The organism is Streptomyces sp. NPDC057638 (assembly GCF_042800315.1).
Taxonomy (GTDB): domain Bacteria; phylum Actinomycetota; class Actinomycetes; order Streptomycetales; family Streptomycetaceae; genus Streptomyces.
In genome coordinates this window covers 1-24,525 of sequence record NZ_JBHVHF010000099.1, presented here as the reverse complement: position 1 = coordinate 24,525, position 24,525 = coordinate 1, and the positions used below count along the sequence as shown (strand labels likewise).

The following is a 24,525-nucleotide window of genomic DNA, read 5'->3' as shown; positions in this document are numbered from 1 at the left end:
AACGCATCCAACGCCACATTCACCGTCGCCCGATGCAACCCCCACGCACCACCCACCTTCCCACCCCACACCCGACCCAACGACCCACCCGACAACCCACCCACCACACCATCCTCCAAAACACCCGCCACATGCACCACCGCCGACACACCAAACCGCTCCACCAACCCCACCACCTCAGACTCCACACCCACATCACAACCCACCACAACCACCCCAGCACCCAACCCCTCCAACTCCCCCACCAACCCCTCAACCCCCACCGACCCACCACCACGACGACCCACCAACACCACCCGCTCCGCACCACACTCCACCACCCACCGCGCCACCCGACCACCCAACACGCCCAACCCACCCGTCACCAACACCGTCCCCGACGGGGACCAGACCTGCTCCAACGGCCCACGCACGGGCAGGAATCGGCGTCCGAAGGTGCCTTCCACCCGTACGGCGAGCTGGTCCTCGCCCGTCGAGTCCGTAAGAACCCCGATGAGCCGCGTCACCGCCCCGCCATCCGGCTCCGCCGTGACGTCGACGAGTCCACCCCAGCGGTCGGGCTCCTCCATCGCCGCGACCCGGCCCAAACCCCATACCGCCGCACGCAGCGGATGCGTCAGCTCATCACCGGGTCCGGCACTCACCGCACCCGATGTCACCGACCACACGGGACCCGCGACACCACGGTCCGCCAGCGCCTGCACCAACACCGTCGTCCCCAGCAACCCCAACGGCACCCCGCAGGAGACATCCACATCCGTACGCTCGTCCTGGCCGAGGAACGACACCACCCGGGCACAGTCCTCAAACCCCGCCAGACGCTCAGCGAGCGCGTCCCGATCCAGCTCATCCACACCCACACGCAGCCACTCCACCCGAGCACCACGCGCCACCAACTCACCCGCCAAAGCCTCCGACCACGCGTCCACGGACGACTCGGACTCCACCAGCAGCCACGTACCGGAGAGGTCCGCCACGGTGCCATCGCTGATGTCCACCGGCCGCCAGGTCACCTCGTACCGGAGACCCTCGACCGCCGCGTGCTCATGACGCTTCCGACGCCACGCCGACAGCGCGGGGAGGGTCTCCCTCAGCGGCGCGTCCAGTTCGAGCCCCAGCTCAGCGGCGGCCTGCGGCAGGTTTCCGCTGTCGACCGCGCACCAGAACTCCGTATCGACCAGGTCACCAGCTGAGGCAGCGCCATCGAGTACGGCGGAGTCGGGGTTCTCCATCCAGTAGCGCTCGCGGGCGAAGGGGTAGGTGGGGAGGTCGGTGGTCTGTGCGGTGGTGGGGGCGTAGAAGGCCGCCCAGTCCACCGTCCCGCCGTCCGCCCACAGCCGGGCGAGGGTGGTGACAGCCGTGACCGGCTCCGAACGCTTACGGGACAGGAACGAGAGGGCGAGAGCGTCCTCGGCCGTTTCGCTGATGGCACCCACCAGGCTCGCGTCCGGGCCGAGTTCCAGGAACCGGGTGACGCCGAGGCCGGTGAGGCGGGTGACGGCGTCCGCGAAACGGACCGTGCCACGGACCTGGTCGGTCCAGTAGTCCGCCGTGAACGCGGTGACCGGCTCGCCGGTGAGGGTGGAGACGATCGGGATCCGCGGGCGGTCGTAGGTGATGGTGGAGGCGACCTGGCGGAACGCGTCGAGCATCGGATCCATCAGGCCGGAGTGGAAGGCGTGGCTGACTTCCAGCCAGCGGCCCTGACGGTCCGCGAGAGCCGCCGAGACCTGCTCGACCGCTGTACGGGTGCCGGAGAGGACGACCTGGCCGGGGGCGTTGACCGCCGCGACGGAAACGCCGTCGACCAAGTGCGGGGTGACCTCATCCAGCGAGGCCCGCACCGCCCACATCGCGCCACCGGTCGGCAGTGCCTGCATCAGCCGGGCGCGGGCCGCCACCAGACGGCACGCGTCGTCCAGCGACACCACACCCGAGACGTATGCGGCGGCGAGTTCACCGACCGAGTGGCCGACGAGGTAGTCAGGGCGTACACCCCATGACTCGGTCAGGCGGAACAGCGCCACCTCGACGGCGAACAGCGCGGGCTGCGCCCACCCCGTCAGGCCGAGGACACCGTCCGCGTCCTCAAAGAGAATCTCCTTCAACGGTTGGTCGAGGAGCCCGTCGAACTGGGCACACACCTCCTCCAGCGCCTCAGCGAAGACGGGGAAGACGGAGGCCAGTTCACGGCCCATCCCCACCCGCTGACCACCCTGACCCGAGAACACCATCGCCGAGCGCCCACGGGCGCGGCCCACTCCGCCGCGCGCGGCCACTCCCCGGATGACCTGGGGTGATGTGCGGCCGGATGTCAGGTCGTCCAGGACGTGGGACGTGGTCTCCGGGTCGGTCGCCAGAACCACGGCGCGGTGTTCGAAGGCGGCCCGGGTGGTGGCCGCGGTGAAGCCGATATCGGTGAAGTCGGTATCCGGGTGGGTGGTCAGGGCGGATCGCAGGCGGGCGGCCATCTTCGGCAGGATCTCGTCCTGGCGCGCCGACAGGGGCCACGGCACCACCGGCAGCTTCACCCGGGGTCCGGTGACAGCCGGGTGCGGCTCGTTAGCGTCCTGGACCGGTGTGGGGGGCGCCGGGGGTGCCGGTTCCCCGTCGGTCGTCTCTCCTGTCGGTGCCTGTTCGACGATGACATGGGCGTTGGTGCCGCTGATACCGAAGGAGGAGATGCCCGCCCGGCGGGGGTGGTCCTCCACCGACGGCCAGTCACGCGCCTCCGCCAGCAGCTCCACCGCACCGGCCGACCAGTCCACATGGGACGACGGAGTCCCCACATGCAGCGACCGGGGCATCCGCCCGTACCGCATCGCCAACACCATCTTGATCACACCCGCGACACCAGCCGCCGCCTGCGTATGACCGATGTTCGACTTGATCGAACCCAGCCACAACGGCTCTTCGCGATCCTGCCCATAGGTCGCGAGCAGCGCCTGCGCCTCGATCGGGTCACCCAGCGAGGTGCCCGTGCCATGCGCCTCCACCACGTCAACGTCACCAGCGGTCAGTCCCGCGCTCGTCAGCGCGTCACGGATCACCCGCTGCTGCGAGGGACCGTTCGGCACCGTCAGGCCGTTGGAGGCACCGTCCTGGTTGACGGCGGAGCCCCGCACCACGGCCAGCACCCGATGGCCGTTGCGGCGCGCGTCCGACAACCGCTCCAGCACCAGCAGGCCCACACCTTCGGACCAGCCCGTACCGTCCGCGTCATCGGAGAACGCCTTGCAGCGGCCGTCGGCCGCGAGCCCCTGCTGACGGCTGAACTCCTGGAACATGCCCGGTGTGGACATGACCGTGACGCCGCCGACCAGGGCCAGGGAGCACTCGCCCGTACGCAGGGACTGACCCGCCATATGGAGGGCGACCAGGGAGGAGGAGCAGGCCGTGTCCACGGTGACGGCGGGGCCCTTGAGGCCCAGGGTGTAGGCGATGCGTCCGGAGGCGACCGCCATGGAGTTCCCGGTGAGGAGATAGCCCTCGACGCCGTCCGGGAGCGCGGTGAGATGGGCTCCGTATCCGGTGGAGGCGGCGCCGACGAACACCCCGGTGGTGGTGTTCTTCAGCGAGGTGGGGTCGATCGCGGCGTGCTCGAACGCCTCCCAGGCCGCTTGGAGGAGGAGTCGTTGCTGGGGGTCCATCGCCAGCGCCTCGCGCGGGCTCATACCGAAGAAGGAGGGGTCGAACTCGGTCGCGTCGTAGACGAAGCCCCCGACCCGGGTGGAGCTGGTGCCCGAACCGCCCGGGTCGGTGTTGTAGAGGCGGTCCAGGTCCCAGCCCCGGTCGGCCGGGAAGCCGGACATGCCGTCGCCGGCGCGGTCCAGGAGGCGCCAGAGGTCCTCGGGTGAGCGGACTTCCCCGGGGAACCGGCAGCTCATGCCGACGATCGCGATCGGCTCGGTGTTCGCCGCCTCGATCTCCTTCAGCCGCCGGTGCGCGACGCGGAGCTCGCCCGTGACCTTCTTCAGATAGCCGAGCAGCTTCTGTTCACCGGGAGCCGTGCCGCTGCCGCCTCCCGATCCGTCGCCGCCTCCCGATCCGCTGCCGGAAGCCGCTCCGTCGCCGGAAGGCGCTCCCTTGCCGGAAGGCGCTTGCTTTCCGGGCGCCGTGCCGCTCCCGGACGCCGCACCACTCCCCTGAGCCGTGCCGCTGCTGGACGCTGTCGCGCCTCCGGACGCCGTCCCGCCACCGGCCCGCGCCTCTCGACCGGCCTCGCGTGTACCCGCCCGATCAACCGACATACCGTCCACATCGCCCCGATCAGAGGTCCGCTGGTCCACGTTCCGCTCGTCACGCCGCTCGCTCAAGACGCCCCACCAAACTCGCCGTCGATCAGTTCGAAAAGCTCCTCGGCCGTAGCCGATTCGAGGGCGTCGTCGTCCACCGCGCTCTCCGCGATGACCGCCCCCGCCTCGGGCGCCGCCGTTCCGGCCGCCCAGGTGTCCGCGAGGGACCGCAGCCGCCTGCCCACCTCCGGGGTGGCCGACGCGTGACCGTTCAGCAGTCGTTCCAGGGACCGCTCCAGCCGTTCGATCTCCGAGAGCGCCGCTCCCTCCGAGACGGCGGCGCCTCCCTCCCGTACCCCGCCCTCGTCGGGACCGGACGTGTCGGCGGATCCCACGGGCACGATCTCCGTCAGCAGGTGTTCCGCGAGCGCGACCGGTGTCGGGTAGTCGAAGACCAGGGTCGCGGGGAGCCGGGTGCCGGTGATCGCGTTGAGCCGGTTGCGCAGTTCGATCGCGGTGAGGGAGTCGAAGCCCAGGTTGTTGAACGCCTGCTCCGGTTCGATCTCCTCCACCGTGTCATGGCCGAGGACGGCCGCCGCCTGGGCGCAGACCAGCTCCAGCAGATGCTCCCCCCGGTCGGCGGGGTCGAGGGCACGCAGGGTGCGCCCCAGATCGGCCGCCGCGTCGGCTCCGGAGGTGACGGCCGGGGCCGCTGTGCGGCGCCGTGTACCCGCCAGCGCGCGCAGCAGCGGCGGCACCGGGCCGGGGCCGAAGGCGGCGGGCCGGGTGTCGAGGCGCATCGGCAGCAGCGCGGCGTGATCCGTGGTCAGGGCGAAGTCGAGCAGACCGAGCCCGAGCGCGGGAGTGAGCGGCTTCAGTCCGGCCTGTTCCATCCGGGCGAGGTCCGCCTCGGTGAGCGTGCCGGTCATACCGCTGTCCGCGACCCATGGCCCCCAGGCCAGGGAGACCGCGGGCATCCCCCGGTCCCGGGCCCAGCGCGCGAAGGCGTCGACGAACGCGTTGGCCGCCGCGTAGTTCGCCTGTCCCGCGCCGCCGAATGTGCCCGCCGCGCCGGAGAACAGGACGAACGCCGCCAGGTCGCGGTCCTTGGTCAGCTCGTACAGGTTCAGGGCCGCGTCCATCTTCGGCCGGAGGGTGGTGTCGAGGCGTTCGGGGGTGAGGGAGGGGATGACACCGTCGTCGAGGACGCCCGCCGTGTGGACGACGGCCGTGAGCGGACGGTCCTCGGGTACGGTCGCCAGGGCGCGCTCCAGCGCGTCGCGGTCGGCGGCGTCGCACGCCTCGATCCGTACGGTCGCGCCGAGCGCGGTCAGCTCGGCGGCGAGTTCCCCGGCGCCGTCGGCCGCCGTGCCGCGCCTGCTGGTGAGCAGCAGGCTGCGGACCCCGTGTTCGGTGACGAGATGGCGGGCCACATGGGAGCCGAGTCCGCCCGTGCCGCCGGTGACCAGGACGGTGCCTTCGGGGTCGATCGCCGAGGGTACGGTCAGGACCACCTTGCCGATGTGCCGGGCCTGGCTGACATACCGGTACGCCTCGGGTGCGCGGCGTACGTCCCAGCTCTCGACCGGAAGGGGCCGCAGCGCGCCCTCCGCCGCCAGCCGCAGCACCTCGGCGAGCATCTCGCCGATGCGCTCGGGACCGGCCTCGATGAGGTCGAAGGCCCGGTAGGCGACGCCCGCGTACTGTGCGGCGATCTCCTCGGGTTCGCGGACGTCGGTCTTGCCCATCTCGACGAAGCGTCCGCCGCCGGGGGCGAGCAGCCTCAGTGAGGCGTCGACGTACTCCCGCGCCAGCGAGTTGAGGACCACGTCCACCTGTCCGCCGGTGGCGGTCCGGCGGAAGCCCTCCTCGAAGTCCAGGTCACGGGAGGAGGCGATGTGGTCGTCGGCGAGGCCGAGCGCGCGCAGGCTGTCGTGCTTGCCCGCGCTGGCGGTGCCGAACACCTCGGCGCCCAGGTGCCGCGCCAGTTGCACGGCGGCCATACCGACCCCGCCCGCCGCCGCGTGGACCAGGACGGACTCGCCCCGCCGCAGCCGTGCCAGATCCACCAGCGCGTAGTAGGCGGTGAGGAAGACGATCGGGAAGGACGCGGCCTCCTCGAAGCTCCAGCCGTCGGGCATCCGCGCGACCATGCGGTGGTCGGCGACGGTGAACGGCCCGAACGCCTTCCCGAACATCCCGAGGACACGGTCTCCGGCGGCGAGGCCGTCGACGCCGGGTCCGACCTCGGTGATGACGCCCGCGCCCTCGACGCCCATGGCCCCGGGGTCACCGGGATACATGTCGAGCGCGTTGAGGACATCGCGGAAGTTGAGACCCGCGGCCCGGACGGCCACCCGGACCTCGCCGGGCGCGAGGGGCTCCAGCAGTTCGGGTGAGGGAACGAGGGCGAGGTTGGTCAGGGTGCCCCGGCCGGTGGTGTCCAGCCGCCAGGCACGGGTGCCGGCGGGGGGCAGCAGTTCGCCGTCGCCGCCGAGCCGGACCAGTCGCGCGGCCCGTACCGCACCGTCGCGGACGATGACCTGTGGTTCGTCCAGGGCCAGGACTGCGCGCAGGGCCGCCGCCGACCGCTGTTCACCGTCGAGGTCGATCAGGACGAACCGTCCCGGATCCTCCGTCTGCGCGGACCGTACGAAGCCCCAGACGGTGGCGGCGGCGGGGTCCTGGGCGTGGACGGTAGCGCCGTCCGGTCCCGGTGTCGCGTTCCCGAGCCCGTCGAGCGGGGTGATGGCGCCGCTGGTGACGACGGCCAGCCGGGACGAGGCGAACCGGCTGTCGCTGAGCCAGTGCCGGGCCAGTTCCAGGACCTCGCTCGTGAACGCCCGCGCGTCGTCGGCGATCCGGTCGTCGCCGCCACCGACGTACGACACCAGGAAGACATCCGGTACCGGATCGCTGTCGGCGAGCGCCGCGACGGAGGCGATACGGGGGAGTTCCAGCGTCTCCGCCAGTCCCAGCGGGTCCGCGCCGAGCACGGCCCACCGGCCGATCTCCGCGGGCGTCCCGGCCGGGAGCGCGACCTCGGCCCAGTCCGTACGGAACATCTGCTCCGGGTAGGCCGTGCGCGGGCCCTGGATCTGGGCCGCGGAGATCTGCCGCATCGCGAGGGAGTCGACGGCGGCGACCGGGGCGCCGGTCTGGTCCGCGATGGCCAGTTCCAGCGCGTCGGCGCCGGCCTTGGACAGCCTGACCCTCAGCCCCGACGCTCCCGACGCGAACAGGGAGACGCCCGACCAGGCGAACGGCAGCCTGCTCTGCCCGCTGCCGTCCAGCGCGACGAAGGTCAGCGCCTGGAGCGCGGCGTCCAGCAGCGGCGGGTGCAGTGCGTAGGCGGTCGCCTCGGCGGCGTGCTCCTCCGGCAGGGTGACCTCGGCGTAGACGTCGTCGCCGAGCCGCCACGCCTGGCGCAGCCCCTGGAAGGAGGGCCCGTAGACGAAGCCCGCGTCCCGGTACATGGCGTAGAAGTCCGACACGTCGATCGTCTCGGCGTCCCGCGGTGGCCAGGCGGTGAAGTCGAACTCCGCCTCCCGCCGACGGTTGCCGAGGGTTCCGCTGGCGTGCAGGGTCCACTCCTCCTCGTACGGGCCGGAGCCGCCGGGGGCCGCCGGGGTATCGGGGCAGGAGTGGAGCCTCAGCGAGCGCAGCCCGGACTCGTCCGGCGCGCCGACCATCACCTGCATCCGCACCCCGCCCCGCTCGGGCAGGACGAGCGGCGCGGCGAGCGTCAGCTCCTCCACCAGGTCGCACCCGACCTCGTCAGCGGCGCGGAGCGCCAGCTCCAGGAAGGCCGTGCCGGGGAACAGGACACTTCCCATCACCTCGTGGTCCGCGAGCCAGGAGTGGTCGCGTACCGTGAGCCGGTTGGTGAAGAGCCATCCGCTCTCCCCGGCCAGCGCGACCGCCGCACCGAGCAGCGGATGCCCGGCCTCCGCCAGCCCCACCGTGGAGATGTCCCCGGTGCGCGCCACCATCGGCTCGGGCCAGTACGCCTTCCGCTGGAACGCGTAGGTGGGGAGGTCGGTGGTCTGTGCGGTGGTGGGGGCGTAGAAGGCGGCCCAGTCCACCGTCCCGCCGTCCGCCCAGAGCCGGGCGAGGGTGGTGACGGCCGTGACCGGCTCCGGGCGCTTACGGGAGAGAAGTCCGACGGCCAGGGCCTCGTCGGCGGTCTCGCTGATGGCGCCGACCAGGCTCGCGTCGGGGCCGAGTTCCAGGAAGCGGGTGACGCCCAGGCCGGTGAGGTGGGTGATGGCGTCCGCGAAGCGGACCGTGCCCCGGACCTGGTCCACCCAGTAGTCGGCCGTGAACGCGGTGACCGGCTCGCCGGTGAGGGTGGAGACGATCGGGATCTGCGGGCGTTCGTAGGTGATGGTGGACGCGATGTCGCGGAAGGCGTCGAGCATCGGATCCATCAGGCCCGAGTGGAAGGCATGGCTGACCTCCAGCCAGCGGCCCTGACGGACCGCGAGCGCCGCCGCGACCTCTTCGACCGCCGTACGGGTGCCGGAGAGGACGACCTGACCGGGGGCGTTCACGGCGGCGACGGAGACCCCGTCGACCAGGTGGGGGGTGACCTCGTCGAGGGAGGCCCGCACGGCCCACATGGCGCCGCCGGACGGCAGCGCCTGCATCAGACTTGCGCGGGCCGCCACCAGACGGCACGCGTCCTCCAGCGACACCACACCCGACACGTAAGCGGCCGCCAACTCACCGACCGAGTGCCCGACCAGATAGTCAGGGCGCACACCCCACGACTCGGTCAGGCGATACAGCGCCACCTCGACCGCGAACAACGCGGGCTGCGCCCACCCCGTCAGACCCAGGACACCCTCAGCGTCCTCAAAGAGAATCTCCTTCAACGGACGATCGAGGACCACATCGAACTGGGCACACACCTCCTCCAGCGCCTCGGCGAAGACGGGGAAGACAGCCGCCAGCTCACGGCCCATCCCCACCCGCTGACCACCCTGACCCGAGAACACCACACCCGTCAGACCCGAGCGCACCACCACCGGACGCGACTCACCCGCAGCCAGCGCCTTCAGACCCGCGCCGAACTCCAGCGCGTCAGCGCCGACAGCGAACGAGCGATGCTCCAGCGCCGACCGCGTCACCGCCAGCGACAGACCCACATCCAGCGGGCTCTCCTCCACCACCGACAGCAGACGGCCCGCCTGCGCCGCGACACCGTCAGCCGACTTCGCCGACACCAGCCACGGCACCACCGGCAGCGACACACTCGGCTCGGACACCGCCACCGCGTTTGCGGCAGCCTCCTCAGCAGGCGGTTCCTCCAGGATCACATGCGCGTTCGTGCCGCTGATACCGAAGGACGACACACCCGCCCGGCGCGGCCGGTCCGGAGTCGTCGGCCACTGCTCGGCTTCGGCGAGCAGCTCGACCGCGCCCGAGGACCAGTCCACATGCGTGGAGGGCGCACCCACATGCAGCGTCTTCGGCAGGGTCTCGTGCCGCATCGCCAGGACCATCTTCATCAGCCCCGCGACACCTGCGGCGGCCTGCGTATGACCGATGTTGGACTTCACCGAGCCCAGCCACAGCGGCCGGTCCCGGTCCTGCCCATAGCTCGCCAGCAGGGCCTGTGCCTCGATCGGGTCACCGAGCGAGGTGCCCGTGCCATGCGCCTCCACCACGTCCACCTCACCGGCGGTCACACCGGCGTTGGCGAGCGCGTCACGGATGACGCGCTGCTGGGACGGGCCGTTGGGCGCGGTCAGGCCGTTCGAGGCGCCGTCCTGGTTGACGGCGGAGCCCCGGACGACCGCCAGGACCTGGTGGCCGTTGCGGCGCGCGTCCGACAGGCGCTCCAGGACCAGGACGCCGACGCCCTCGGCCCAGCCCGTACCGTCCGCGTCATCCGAGAACGCCTTGCAGCGGCCGTCGACGGCGAGGCCGTGCTGACGGCTGAACTGCACGAAGGGCGACGGGGTGGAGATGATCGTGACTCCGCTGGCGAGGGCGAGTGAGCACTCGTCGGCCCTCAGCGCCTGGACCGCGAGGTGCAGGGCGACCAGGGAGGAGGAGCAGGCCGTGTCCACCGTCACGGCGGGGCCCTCAAGACCCAGCGCGTAGGAGACACGCCCCGACAGGACGCTCGCGGCGTTGCCGGTCATGAAGTAGCCGTCCGCGCCCTGAGGGCTGCTGATCAGCAGACCCCCGTAGTCGGTGCCGTTGTTCCCGGCGAACATCCCGGTCCGGCTTCCCGCCAGCGAGAGGGGGTCGATGCCCGACCGTTCCAGTGCCTCCCAGGAGCACTCCATGAGGAGCCGCTGCTGCGGATCCATGGCGAGGGCCTCACGCGGGTTGACCCCGAAGAGGCCGGAGTCGAACTCGCTCGCGCCGGTCACGAACCCGCCATGACGGGTGTAGGTGGTTCCGGCCTTGTCGGGGTCGGGGTCGTAGACGGAGTCGACGTCCCAGTTCCGGTCGGTGGGGAAGTCTGTGATCGCGTCGACCCCGTCGGCGAGAAGCCGCCAGAAGTCCTCCGGGGAGTTGACTCCTCCGGGCAGTCGGCAGCTCATCCCGACGATGACGATCGGATCGTCGGTGACGGCGGCGGAACGTGTGGTGTCCACGGGCCCGGCGGATGTCCGCTGGGCCGGCCCGCCGCCGATCTGAGCACGCAGATAGCGCGTGAGAGCGGTCGGTGTCGGATAGTCGAAGATCAGCGTGGTCGGGAGCTTCTGGCCGGTGACCATGCCCAGACGGTTGCGCAGCTCGATGGCCGTGAGGGAGTCGAAGCCGATCGCGGAGAACACATGTGTCGGTTCCACATCCGCTGGTGAGGCGAAGCCCAGTACGCCCGCGACGTGCTTGCGGACGAGTTCGAGCACCTCGCGTTCGGCTTCCGCGTCGGTCAGCGCCGCCAGTCGCGCGGCCAGGCCGTCCGCGCCGCCAGGCCCGCCGTCACCGTCCGCCGACGCGGCGGCCTCGCGGGCCTCGGGCACTCCGTCCAGCAGAGCGCTGCGCCGGGAGGCGGTGAAGGTCGGTACGTACCGTGCCCAGTCGACCCCGGCGACGGTCAGTGTCGCGTCACCGTCACCGACCACCTGCTGGAGTACGGAGACGGCGGACTCCGGGGCCAGTGCGTGGATCCCGCCCTTGCGCTGACGCGCCTCGACGGACGCGCTGTCCGCCATGCCCGCGTCGGCCCAGGGACCCCAGGCGATCGAGGTGGCGGGCAGGCCCTGGGCCCGGCGGGCCTCGGCGACCGCGTCGAGCACGGCGTTGGCCGCCGCGTAGTTGGCCTGGCCCGGACCACCCCAGATACCGGCGGTGGATGCGAAGAGGACGAACGCTTCGAGCGGAACCCCTCGGGTCAGCTCGTCCAGGAGCAGCGCCGCGCCCGCCTTGGGCGCCATGACCCCGGCGACACGTGCGGGGGTGAGGGAGTCCAGGATGCCGTCGTCCAGCACACCAGCGGCGTGGACGACCGCGGTGAGCGGTGGCTCGGCGCTGATCAGACCGGTGACGAGCCGTGTGGCTTCCGTACGGTCCGCCAGGTCGCAGGCGGCGACGGTCACGGTGGCGCCCGCCTGCTCCAGTTCGGCCCGCAGCTCGGGAGCGCCGGGCGCGTCCGGGCCCCGGCGGCTGGTGAGGACGATGTGCCCGGCGCCGTTCGCCACCGCCCAGCGGGCCATGCGGGCGCCCAGGGCACCCGTACCGCCGGTGATCAGGACCGTACCCGAGGGGTGCCAGGTGGCGTCCGCGTCGGACGGTCGCGGGGCGCGGACGAGCCGGCGTCCGAAGAGCCCCGAGTCCCGGAGCGCGATCTGGTCCTCCGCGCCGCCGGAGACGGTCGCCTCGGCGATGGCGCTGACCAGTCGGCGCGCGGTCCGCGCGTCGGCCGTACGCGGTACGTCGACGAGTCCGCCCCAGCGGTCGGGGTGCTCCAGCGCCGCCACCCGGCCGAGCCCCCACACCGCCGCCTGCGCGGGAGCGGTGACGGCGTCCCAGCGTGCGACGGAGACGGCTCCGGAGGTGAGCGACCAGACGGGGGCGTTCATCCCGGAGTCCCCGGCGGCCTGGACGAGGACCGTGGTCAGCGCCGCACCGAGCGGCATGCCCGGCAGCGCTTCGACCTCGCGTTCATCCCACGGAAGGAGGGATACGACACCGGTGACCTCGCCGCCGCGCTCCGCGAGCAGCTCCGCCAGTACGGTCCGGTCCAGGTGCTCCTCGCCCAGGGTCAGCTCGTGCGGCTCGGCGCCCCGCGCGGCCAGTTCGGCGGCCGTCGCGTCCACCCAGGGACGTACCTCGCTCCCCTCGGGGCGGACCAGCAGCCACGTACCGGACAGCGGCTCCGGCTCGCCGACCGTCAGCGGGGACCAGGCGACCCGGTACCGCCACGCGTCGGTGGTGGACTGTTCACGCTGCTGGTGCAGATAGCGGGTGAGCGCGGGCAGCAACGGGTCCAGTACCCCGCTCTCCGTCCCCAGCGTCCCGGCGAGCGCCTCCACGTCCTCGCGGGCCACGGCGGCCCAGAACTCCTGGTCCCCGAAGGCGCTGTCGGCCGTGTCGGCCGTGTCCTCCCCCAGGTCCAGCTCGGGCCAGTAGCGCTGGCGCTGGAAGGCGTACGTGGGGAGGTCGACCAGCTCCGGTCGCTCGGCCGGGAACGCGGCGGACCAGTCGACGTCCACGCCGTGGACCCACAGTTCGGCGGCGCTGGCGAGGAAACGGTCCAGACCGCCGTCGTCCCGGCGCAGGGAGCCGGTGACGACGGTGGCCTCCGGTGAGGACTCCAGGGTCTCCTCGATGGCGGCGGTCAGCACGGGGTGGGTGGAGGCTTCCACGAAGGCGCCATAACCCTCGGCGGCGAGCGACTCGACCGCGTCGGCGAACCGGACCGGCTGGCGCAGATTGCGGAACCAGTACCCGGCGTCCATGCTCAGCGGATCGATGAACGCGCCCGTCACCGTGGAGAACAGCGGGAAGCGGCCCTCCCGGGGAGCGACCCCGGCCAGCGCCTGTGTCAGCTCCTCACTCAGGGCGTCCATCGCGGGCGAGTGCGAGGCGTAGTCGACGGCGATCCGGCGGGCCCGGATGCCCTCGCGCTCACACGCGGCGACCAGCGCGTCCACCGCGCCGACTTCACCGGCGACGACGACCTGCGAGGGGCCGTTGACGGCCGCGATCGACACACCCTCGGGCAGCAGTTCCTCAGCCCGGTCGGCGGAGACGCGGAGGGACGCCATCGTGCCGTCCCCGCTCGCCACGGCCGCGATGGCCCGGCTCCGTACGCACACGATCCGCGCCGCGTCCTCCAGCGACAGCACACCCGCGACGCAGGCGGCCGCGATCTCACCCTGCGAATGACCCACCACCGCCGACGGGGTCACGCCGTACGACTCCCACAACGCCGCCAGCGACACCATCACCGCGAACGACGCGGGCTGCACCACATCCACCCGGCCCAGCAGACCCTCATCCCGCAAGGCGTCCGTCAGCGACCAGTCGACAAAGCCCGCGAGAGCCGTCTCACACTCCGCCAGCCGCGCCGCGAACACCGCCGACTCCTCGGCCAGCCTCAGCGCCATGCCGACCCACTGGGCGCCCTGGCCCGGGAAGACGAGCACGGTCCGCCCGGGGGTACCGACCACGCCCCGGACCACGCCGTCGGCGGGCTCGTCCGCCGCCAGGGCGGCGAGCCCGTCAGCGTACGCGCCCAGGACCACCGCGCGGTGCTCGAACCGTCCGCGCGACGACAGCAGCGACCAGCCGACCGCGCCCGCGTCAGCCTCACCCACCGCACCCAGCGCGGCGGCCTGACCCCGCAGCGCCGCCGTACTCCGACCCGACACCACCCACGGCACCACGGCAGAGGGCGCCGGGGCCTGGGGCTGCTCATGAAGAGCAGGGGAGTCAGGGGTATCAGGCGAATCAGGGGACTCTTCGAGGATGATGTGGGCGTTGGTGCCGCTCATGCCGAACGCGGAGACACCCGCGCGGCGGGGGCGGTCCTGGGAGGTCCAGGGGCGCGCCTCGGCGAGGAGCTCGACCGCGCCCTCCGTCCAGTCGACATGGGGCGAGGGCGTGCCGAGGTGCAGGGACCGCGGCATCAGGCGATGGCGCATCGCCTGCACCATCTTGATCAGCCCGGCGACCCCGGCCGCGGCCTGGGCGTGGCCGATGTTGGACTTGATGGAGCCGAGCCAGAGCGGATCGTCGTCGGGGCGGTCCTGGCCGTAGGTGGCGAGGAGCGCCTGGGCCTCGATCGGGTCACCGAGGGACGTACCCGTGCCGTGCGCCTCGACGACATCGATCTCGGAGGGGCTGAGTCCGGCGTTGGCGAGGGCCTGGCGGATGACACGCTGCTGGGACGGGCCGTTGGGGGCGGTCAGACCGTTGGACGCGCCGTCCTGGTTGATGGCGGAGCCCCGGACGACGGCGAGAACGCGGTGTCCGTTGCGGCGGGCGTCGGAGAGCCGCTCCAGGAGGAGCATCCCCGCGCCCTCGCCCCAGCTCGCGCCGTCGGCGTCGGCGGAGAACGGCTTGGAGCGGCCGTCGACGGCGAGTGCCCGCTGACGGCTGAACTCGATCAGGGAGATGGGCGTCGACATCACGGTGACGCCGCCCGCGAGCGCCATGGAGCAGTCGCCCTCCCGCAGGGCCTGGCACGCCGAGTGCAGCGCGACCAGGGAGGAGGAGCAGGCGGTGTCGATCGTGACGGCCGGGCCCTCGAGACCGAAGGAGTACGCGACACGGCCGGAGAGCACGCTGGGCGAGTTACCGGTGCCGAAGAAGCCCTCGAAGTCGTCCTTCGCGACGGCGAGCAGGCCGCCGTAGTCCTGGTAGGTCACCCCGGCGAAGACCCCGGTCGAGCTTCCGCGCATCGACGCCGGGTCGAGCCCGGCCTGCTCCATCGCCTCCCAGCTGATCTCCAGCAGGATCCTCTGCTGCGGGTCCATGGCGATGGCCTCGCGCGGGCTGATGCCGAAGAAGGTGGCGTCGAAGAGGCTGGCGTCGTGGAGGAAGCCGCCCTCGTGGACATAGCAGGTGCCGGGGTTGTCGGGGTCGGGGTCGTAGAGCTTGTCGAGCTGCCAGCCCCGGTCGGCGGGGAAGGCGGACACGGCGTCGGTGCCGTCGGCGACCAGCCGCCACAGTTCGTCGGCGGTGCGGACGCCGCCCGGATAGCGGCAGCTCATCCCGACGATGGCGATGGGTTCGTCGAGCGCGACGGCGTTCCTGCCCGTCGGCCCGGCGGAGGTGGTACGGGTCGGGTCACCGAAGAGTGCGGTGCGCAGATGGGTCACCAGCGCACGCGGGGTCGGGTAGTCGAAGACCAGGGTGGCCGGGAGCCGGAGGCCGGTCTCCTCGCGGAGGGCCTCGCGGAGTTCCACGGCGGTGAGCGAGGTGAAGCCGAGGTCCCGGAAGGCCAGGTCCTCGTTCATCGCCTGCGCCTTGGGCTCCTTGAGCACCATGGCGGCGCGACGGCGCACGATCTCTGTCAGGGCGTCGCGCTGTTCGTCCTCGGGCAGGTCGAGCAGCCGGTCGCGCAGTGCGTTCCCGCCACCGGAGACGGCCGCGGCCGCCTTGCGTCGTTCGGGGGTCCGCTTGCGCTTCGGCGCGGGGACGGCTTCCGGTTCCGTGTCCCTGTCAAGGGCCGTGTCAGGGACCGTCTCAAGGGTCGTGTCCGTGCCTGGCTCGGTGTCCGCTTCGGTGCTGGTGCTCGGCTCCGCAGGGGTGTCCGTGGTGGCGCCGGGAAGCGGGAGCGAACCGCCGTCCGCCGTGAACCCGGTGAACGGGCGCAGCGTCAGCGTGTCGGTGGTGAGCACCGGCTCGCCCGCCGTGTCCACGATGGTGAGGCGGTAGCTCCCCTCACCCGCGCCCGGAGTCAGCGCGGCACGCAGCATGGACGCACCTGTCGCGTGCAGACTCACCCCGCGCCAGCTGAACGGCAGCATCCGGGCGCCCGCCGTCCGTACGTCGTACGACAGTGCTTGAAGCGCCGTGTCGAGTACGGCCGGGTGCAGACCGAACCGGTCCGCCTCGTCGCGGAACCGGTCCCCCAGGACCACCTCCGCGAACAGTCCGCCATCCGGACCGCGCCAGACGCCCGCCAGCCCCTGGAAGATCTCCCCGTAGGCGAAGCCCTGCTCCGCCCTGGCCTCGTAGTGACCGTCGATGCCGACGCGCACCGCGCCGGCGGGCGGCCAGACCGTCAGGTCCGTGACCGCACGGTCCGCTGCCCCCGAAGGCTCGGATACGTCGGCGAGTGAACCGCTGGCGTGCCGTGTCCAGGGCTCTTCGCCCTCACGCCGGGAACTGATGGTGAAGGCCCGGCCACCACTGCCGTCGTCCGGGTCGACCAGCATCTGGACCTGGACCGCCCGCTGCTCCGGCAGCACCAGCGGCGCTTCGAGGATCAGCTCCTCGACCACGCCACAGCCGATCTGGTCCGCGGCCCGGATGGCCAGCTCGACATACCCCGTCCCGGGGAACACCGCTTCGCCGGCCACCTGATGCCCGCCGAGCCAGGGCTGTGTCCGCGTGGAAAGCCTGCCCGTGAAGACATGGCCGCCACCATCGGACAGCTCCACCGCCGCCCCGAAGAGGGGATGCTCCATCGCCTCGGCGCCCATGGCACCGACGTTGAGGGGCCCGCCCGCGCTCTCCAGCCAGTAGCGCTGGTGCTGGAAGGGGTAGGTGGGGAGGTCGGTGGTGCGGGCGGTGGTGGGGGCGTAGAAGGCGGCCCAGTCGACCGTCCCGCCATCGGCCCACAGCCGGGCCAGGGTGGTGACGGCCGTGACCGGCTCAGAACGCTTACGGGAGAGAAGTCCGACGGCCAGGGCGTCCTCGGCGGTCTCGCTGATGGCGCCGACCAGGCTCGCGTCGGGGCCGAGTTCCAGGAACCGGGTCACGCCGAGGCCGGTGAGGCGGGTGATGGCGTCCGCGAAACGGACCGTGCCCCGGACCTGGTCGGTCCAGTAGTCCGCCGAGAACTCTTCGATGACCTCGCCGGTGAGGGTGGAGATGATCGGGATGCGCGGGCGTTCGTAGGTGATGGTGGAGGCGACCTGGCGGAAGGCGTCGAGCATAGGATCCATCAGGTCCGAGTGGAAGGCATGGCTGACCTCCAGCCAGCGGCCCTGACGGTCGGTGAGAGCCGCCGCGACCTCTTCGACCGCTGTACGGGTGCCGGAGAGGACGACCTGGCCGGGGGCGTTCACGGCAGCGACGGAGACACCGTCGACCAGATACGGGGTGACCTCGTCGAGGGAGGCCCGCACGGCCCACATCGCGCCACCGGTCGGCAGGGCCTGCATCAGACCAGCCCGCGCCGCCACCAGACGGCACGCGTCCTCCAGCGACACCACACCCGACACATACGCGGCAGCGAGTTCACCCACCGAATGCCCGACGAGATAGTCCGGGCGCACACCCCACGACTCGGTCAGCCGGAACAGCGCCACCTCAACCGCGAACAACGCGGGCTGCGCCCACCCCGTCAGACCCAGGACGTTGTTCGCGTCCTCGAACACCACATCCTTCAAAGGTTGGTCGAGGACCCCGTCGAACTGGGCACACACCTCCTCCAGCGCCTCGGCGAACACCGGGAAGACGGAGGCCAGTTCACGGCCCATCCCCACCCGCTGACCACCCTGACCCGAGAACACCACACCCGTCAGACCCGAGCGCACCGCCACCGGACGCGACTCACCCGCCGCCAACGCCTTCAGACCCGCACCGAACTCCAGCGCGTCCGCACCCACAACGAACGACCGGTGCTCCAGCGCCGACCGCGTCACCGCCAGCGACAAGCCCACATCCAGCGGGTTCTCCTCGACCACGGAGAGCAGACGGCCCGCCTGCGCCGCGACGCTCTCGTCACCACGACCCGAGATGAGCCAGGGCACCGCCGGCAGCCGTACATCTCCGGAGGGCTCGTCGGGCACCGGAGCGGCGGCCGGAGCCTCCTCCAGGATCACGTGGGCGTTGGTCCCGCTCACACCGAAGGCCGAGACACCGGCGCGGCGCGGGCGGATGGGCGACGACGGCCAGTCGCGCGATTCGGACAGCATCTCCACGGCCCCCGTGGACCAGTTCACATGTGTCGACGGGGTACCGACGTGGAGTGACGCGGGCATCGACTGATGCCTCAGGGCCAGCACCATCTTGATCAGACCCGCGACACCGGCCGCCGCCTGCGTATGACCGATATTCGACTTGATCGACCCCAGCCACAGCGGCTGGTCCCGGTCCTGGCCATAGGTGGCGAGGAGTGCCTGGGCCTCGATCGGGTCACCCAGTGAGGTGCCCGTGCCATGCGCCTCCACCACGTCCACATCACCCGCGGTCAGGCCCGCGTCGGCGAGGGCCTGGCGGATGACACGCTGCTGGGACGGGCCGTTCGGAGCCGTAAGACCGTTCGACGCGCCGTCCTGGTTGACGGCCGAACCCCGCACCACCGCCAGTACCCGATGGCCGTGGCGCTGGGCATCGGACAGCCGCTCCAGGACCAGCAGGCCCACGCCCTCGGACCAGCCCGTACCGTCCGCGTCGTCCGAGAACGCCTTGCAGCGGCCGTCGACGGCGAGACCGCCCTGGCGGGCGAACTCGATGAAGGCATCCGGGCTGGCAATGATCGTGACACCACCCGCGAGCGCCATGGAGCACTCGCCCGAGCGCAGCGACTGCGCCGCCAGATGCAGCGCGACCAGCGACGAGGAGCACGCCGTGTCCACCGTCACCGCGGGACCCTCAAGACCCAGCGCGTACGACACACGGCCGGAGAGCACGCTCCCCGAGTTCCCGGTGATCAGATGGCCGCTGACCTCCTCGGGAACGTCATGGAGGTTGCTCAGGTAACCGGAGCTTCCGGCTCCCACGAAGACCCCGACGCGGTCACCCCGCAGCGAGAGCGGAGCGATTCCGGCACGTTCCAGCGACTCCCAGGCGACCTCGAGCAGCAGCCGCTGCTGGGGGTCCATCGCCAGCGCCTCGCGCGGCGAGATCCCGAACAGCGCGGGGTCGAAGTCGGCCGCGTCCGCCAGGAACCCGCCCACCCGGGCGTACGTGGCGATCCGGTCCTCCGACTCGGAGGCGTCGAGCGCGTCCAGCTCCCAGCCCCGGTCGGCCGGGAAGGGGGTGATGGCGTCGCTGGACTCGCTGAGCAGTCGCCAGAGGGACTCGGGATCCGTCACCCCGCCCGGCAGACGGCAGCCCATGGCCACGATGGCGATCGGTTCGTCATCGGTCCGGGCCCGTCCGGGCTCGATCGCGTCGGCGGCCCGCCGAGTACCGAACAGCTCGCTGATGAGCTGATCCGTGAGGACGGCGGCCGTCGGGTAGTCGAAGACGAGCGTCGACACGAGCGCGAGCCCGGTCGCCGCGCCCAGCCTGTCCCGGAACTCGACCGCGGTGAGCGAGTCGAAGCCCAGGTCGCGGAAGGCTCGCTCCGGTTCGATCGACGCGGTGCTGTCGTGGCCGAGCGCTCCGGCGGCCTCGGTCCGCACCAGATCGAGGACCTTCCGCCACCGCTCCTGCTCATCGAGGCCGTCCAGGCGGTCGCGCAGGGCGGACAGCGTCCCGTTCCCGGCGGGGGCGTCGAACTCCTCCCCGGACTCGTACAGCTCCCCGAAGAGCGCGCTGGCACGCCGCACGGTGAACGTCGGTACGAACCTCGCCCACTCCATGTCCGCCACCGAGACAGACGGCACGGCGTTCGACAGTGCGCGGCCGAGCGCCCCCATCGCCAGCTCGGGATCGAGCGTCAGGAGTCCGCGCCGCCGCAGATCCTCCTCCGCTCCGTCCACACTGGCCATGCCGCCGCCGCCCCAGGGACCCCAGGCGATCGAGGTGGCCGTCCGGCCCTGGGCCCGGCGCCATGCCGCCAGGGCGTCGAGGTAGGCATTGGCCGCCGCGTATCCGCTCTGGCCACCGCTGCCCCAGGTCGCCGCGATGGACGAGTACAGCACGAAGGCATCGAGCCGCCGGTCCCCGAAGACCGCGTCCAGATGGCCGGCGCCGGTCATCTTGGCGCTGGTCATCGCGGTCAGCTCGGCATCCGTGGAGTCGCGCAGCGAAACCGACTGCGTCAGCCCCGCCGTGTGGAAGACCGAACGGATCTCATGCCCGTCCGCCTCGGCCTCCGCCACCGCCCGCCGCAGGCTCGCCAGATCCGCGATGTCACACGCGGCGAACGTGACGCCCGCTCCGAGGGACTCCAGCTCCTCCCGGAGCGCGGCCGCTCCAGGAGCGGCGTCACCGCGACGGCTGACGAGCACCACACGCTCGGCGCCGCGTTCCACCGCCCAGCGGGCCACCCGGGCACCCAGTGCGCCCGTACCGCCGGTGACCAGGACGGTTCCCGACGTCGTCCACTCCGGCCGATCGGTCGTATCCGTACGTACGGGGGTGATCCTGCGCCCGAGCGCGGCCCCGGCGCGAATGGCGACCTGGTCCTCACCGGGCGCCCCCGCCAGCACATCGGCGAGACGTCCCACCGAACGCGCGTCGGGCTGGTCGGGTACATCGACGAGTCCGCCCCAGCGGTCGGGCTCCTCCAGCGCGACGACCCGGCCCAGGCCCCACACCGCCGCCCGCGCCGGATGCGTCAGCTCATCACCGGGTCCGGCACTCACCGCACCCGATGTCACCGACCACACCCGGGCCGCGAGATCACGGTCGGCCAGCGCCTGCACCAGCGCCGCCGTGGCCCCGAGCCCGAAGGCCGGGCCCGCTTCGGCGGAGGTACGTTCGTCCTGGCCCAGGAACGACACGACTCGCGTGAACTCGTCACAGGTCGCGAGTCGCTCCGCCAGGGCACCTCGGTCGAGTGCAGCCGCTTCGACACCGAGCCGCTCCACGCGGGCGCCCCGCGCGGTCAGCGCCTCGGCCAGCGCCTCCGACCAGGGATTCTCAACCGCCTCGGACTCCACCAGGAGCCAGGCGCCGCTCACCGTCGTGACCGGTGCGGGACCGAGCGGCTTCCAGCTCACCTCGTAGCTCAGCCCGTCGATGTCGGCGAGTCGCCGCCGGCGCCCCTGCCAGCTCTGGAGAGCGGGCAGGACATCCCGGAGTTCCGTGTCGGCCGCGAGGCCCAGCGTATGGCTGAACCGGTCCAGATCCCCGCTCCGGACGACGTTCCAGAACGCGGCGTCGGAGGAGGTGTCGGAGCTGGTCGCGGGCTGGGCGGTGGGCCAGTAGCGCTGGTGTTGGAAGGGGTAGGTGGGGAGGTCGGTGGTGCGGGCGGTGGTGGGGGCGTAGAAGGCCGCCCAGTCCACCGTGCCACCGTCCGCCCACAGCCGGGCCAGGGTGGTGACGGCCGTGACCGGCTCCGGGCGCTTACGGGACAGGAACGAGAGGGCGAGAGCGTCCTCGGCCGTTTCGCTGATGGCACCCACCAGGCTCGCGTCCGGGCCGAGTTCCAGGAACCGGGTGACGCCGAGGCCGGTGAGGCGGGTGACGGCGTCCGCGAAACGGACCGTGCCACGGACCTGGTCGGTCCAGTAGTCCGCCGAGAACTCTTCAATGACCTCGCCGGTGAGGGTGGAGACGATCGGGATGCGCGGACGGTCGTAGGCGATGGTGGAGGCGACCTGGCGGAAGGCGTCGAGCATCGGATCCATCAGCCCGGAGTGGAAGGCGTGGCTGACCTCCAGCCAGCGGCCCTGACGGTCGGTGAGAGCCGCCGCGACCTGCTCCACCGCCGTACGCGTACCGGAGAGGACGACCTGACCGGGAGCATTGACCGCCGCGACGGAAACACCGTCGACCAAGTGCGGGGTGACCTCCTCCAGCGAGGCCCGCACGGCCCACATCGCGCCACCGGTCGGCAGCGCCTGCATCAGCCGGGCCCGCGCCGCCACCAGACGGCACGCGTCCTCCAGCGACACCACACCCGACACATACGCGGCAGCCAGTTCACCCACCGAATGGCCGACCAGGTAGTCAGGGCGCACACCCCACGACTCGGTCAGACGGAACAGCGCCACCTCGACCGCGAACAACGCGGGCTGCGCCCACCCCGTCAGACCCAGAACGTTGTTCGCGTCCTCGAAGAGGATCTCCTTCAGCGGACGGTCCAGGAGCCCGTCGAACTGGGCACACACCTCCTCCAGCGCCTCAGCGAACACCGGGAACGCCGCCGCCAGTTCACGGCCCATCCCCACCCGCTGACCGCCCTGACCGGAGAACACCACACCCGTCAGACCCGAGCGCACCGCCACCGGACGCGACTCACCCGCCGCCAGCGCCTTCAGACCGGAACGCAGTTCCTGCGCGTCCGACCCCACGACAAACGACCGATGCTCCAGCGCCGACCGCGTCACCGCCAGCGACAGACCCACATCCGGGGAATCCGCCTCCCGGAGACCGAGCAGGCGGCCGGCCTGCGCCGCGACCCCGTCAGCCGACTTCGCCGACACCAGCCACGGCACCACCGGCAGCGAGACACCATCAGCGTCCGTCGCGGGGGTACTCGCCGCAGGTGGCTCTTCCAGGATCACATGGGCGTTCGTGCCACTCACGCCGAACGCGGAGACTCCGGCCCGGCGGGGCCGGTCCTCCGACGAGGGCCAGTCCTGTGCTTCGGTCAGCAGCTCGACCGCGCCCGAGGACCAGTCCACATGCGTGGAGGGCGCACCCACATGCAGCGTCTTCGGCAGGGTCTCGTGCCGCATCGCCAGGACCATCTTGATCAGCCCCGCGACACCGGCCGCCGCCTGCGTATGACCGATATTCGACTTGATCGAACCCAGCCACAGGGGCTGTTCGCGGTCCTGGCCATAGGTGGCGAGGAGGGCCTGGGCCTCGATCGGGTCACCGAGGGACGTGCCCGTGCCATGCGCCTCCACCGCGTCCACGTCGGCGGGTGACAGACCGGCGTTCGCCAGGGCCTGCCGGATCACCCGGCGCTGCGACGGGCCGTTCGGCGCCGTCAGACCATTGGACGCGCCATCCTGGTTGACCGCCGAACCCCGCACCACCGCCAGGACCTGGTGGCCGTGACGGCGCGCGTCGGACAGGCGTTCCAGGACCAGGACACCAGCGCCCTCACCCCACCCCGTACCGTCCGCGTCATCCGAGAACGCCTTGCACCGGCCGTCCGACGCGAGCCCACCCTGACGCGCGAACTCAAGGAATCCGCCGGGGGTGGACATGACGGTCACACCGCCCGCGAGCGCCAGGGAGCACTCGCCCGAACGCAGCGACTGCGCCGCCAGATGCAACGCCACTAGCGAGGACGAGCACGCGGTGTCCACCGTCACCGCGGGGCCCTCAAGACCCAGCGCGTAGGACACCCGACCGGACAGAACACTGCCGGAGCTACCGGTGCTGCCGTAGCCATCGGTCGAGTGGTTGGCCTGGGCCAGGAGGGCGGGGTAGTCCTGGCCGTTGGTTCCGGCGAAGACGCCTACCGGGGTGCCGCGCAACGAGGACGGGGCGATACCCGAACGCTCCAACGACTCCCAGACGACCTCCAGGAGGAGACGCTGCTGAGGATCCATCGCCAGGGCCTCACGCGGCGAGATCCCGAACAGGTCCGCGTCGAACTCCGCGACCCCCTCCACGAACCCACCGACCCGGGCGAACTCGCCACCCAGCTCACCCCACCCACGATCCACCGGGAAGCCGCCCAGCGCGTCAACCCCACCCGACACCAAACCCCACAGACCCTCCGGAGACACCACCCCACCCGGGAAGCGGCACCCCATACCCACCACAACCACCACATCGTCATCAGACACCACCCCACCAGCAGCACGCACGAACTCGTCCTCGACAACCCCACCCACCAACTCGCCCACCACGAAGTCGGCCAGCGCCTCCACCGACGGATAGTCGAACACCACCGTCGACACCAACCGCAACCCCGTGGCCAGTCCCAGCGCGTTCCGCAGCTCGACCGCCATGAGGGAGTCGATGCCCAGCTCACGGAAGGGGGCATTGCCCGTGATGGCGCCGGGATCGCTGAAGCCGAGCACCGCCGCCACCTGGCCTCGCACCAGGTCGATCGCCGCCGCTCGCCGCGCCGCGAGCGGCAGTTCGGCAAGGCGCTGCCGGAACTGACCCGAGCGCGCGGAGTGCGGGGAGGGAGACGCCGACAGGGCGGGCGCGATCTCTTCCCAGAAGCGACTGGGGCGAACGGCCGTCAGCGCCGGTACGAAGCGGTTCCAGTCCGCGTCCACGACGGTTTCGGTTCCGGTGATGGCACCCAGGAGGCCGACGGCGGTATCCGGATCCAGCGGTGTCACACCACCCCGCTCCGCACGCTCCAACACCACACCATCCGCCGCCATACCCCCCT

At 71.8% G+C, this 24,525-nt stretch carries 2 protein-coding genes; both read right to left on the bottom strand.

What is annotated here, in order from left to right; all coding sequences use genetic code 11:
* Positions 1 to 4,259, bottom strand: a 4,259-nt coding sequence (locus tag ACFVIM_RS16050) for a type I polyketide synthase (protein ID WP_384301509.1), incomplete at its 3' end; no start/stop codon positions are given.
* A gap of 53 nt (positions 4,260 to 4,312) precedes the next feature.
* On the bottom strand, positions 4,313 to 24,472 hold the full coding sequence (locus tag ACFVIM_RS16045; protein WP_384301507.1) for a type I polyketide synthase: 20,160 nt from the start codon (positions 24,470 to 24,472) through the stop codon (positions 4,313 to 4,315).
* Positions 24,473 to 24,525: the final 53 nt, after the last annotated feature.